The 930-nt window shown below is 38.8% G+C and carries 1 protein-coding gene; it reads right to left on the reverse strand.

Annotated features, from left to right (window positions below; translation table 11 throughout):
- Positions 1 to 51: 51 nt before the first annotated feature.
- On the reverse strand, positions 52 to 930 hold an 879-nt coding region (locus tag ACWQ4X_RS19685), incomplete at its 5' end, for an IS110 family RNA-guided transposase (protein ID WP_457904676.1).

A 930-nucleotide genomic window follows, 5' to 3' on the forward strand; every position in this document is an offset into this window, starting at 1 on the left:
GGTAACTGTCAGATCGGGTTTGAGATACCGTCTCCACCGTCAAGCAAATTATTAAGAATTGATGCAATAATTTGCTTGATAAGGTTGTTGGTGTTTGAGTACACCATAACAAAGATGGACTAACTTCCTCATCGCAGCTCCAATCGCCATCATCTTGGTTTTACCATTCGCTAATAAGCGTTCATTCATTTCTTTGATATGAGGGTTATGTCGAGTTGCGACAACGGCTGCCATATATAAACCAGCACGTATTTTGGAAGAGCCTGCTTTAGATAAGCGGCTTCTACCACGAATGGAGCTACCCGATTGTTTTTGAATTGGAACCAAGCCGATAAAGGCTGCTGCTTGGCTAGCTTTTTCAAAAGTGTGGCTACGTAAAAAACTAAGCATCAATAAGCTGGTTCGGTCTGCAATGGCAGGAATACTACTGAGCAGATCTTTGTCATTTTTTAAATCTGGATTTTGGTCAATATGATTATCAATCTGCTGATCAATATTTTGTATGTGTTTGTTTAATTGCGTAATACTCTTATGAATAGATTCCAGTATAGGCTCCATAGTAAAAGTAGACTTTGCTTTTTCCAAACGATTCTTTTCACGTTGTAAATCGTCGTAAAGGACAGCTCTTCTCTCTAGCAATGCATTAAGCAATTGAATATGCTCAGGTAGAGGTTGCCAAAAATGTAGATCTGCTGTCATTGCAAATCTGGCTAAAACTTCGCTATCTACCTTGTCTGTTTTATTCAGCTTGGACATACTCTGAGCAAAATATCGAGCTCTGGCAGGATTGGTTACACAAACCTGATAACCTGCTTCAAATAAATATTGAGCTAAGAGTTCATGATAAATAGAAGTGGCTTCCATTAATATAATGGTCTGCATAGAAGTAGCAGCATGGTGATTTAGCCAAGTTTGAAGTTGCTCAAAACC

This window comes from Acinetobacter sp. NigerLNRRAM0016, from assembly GCF_054112845.1.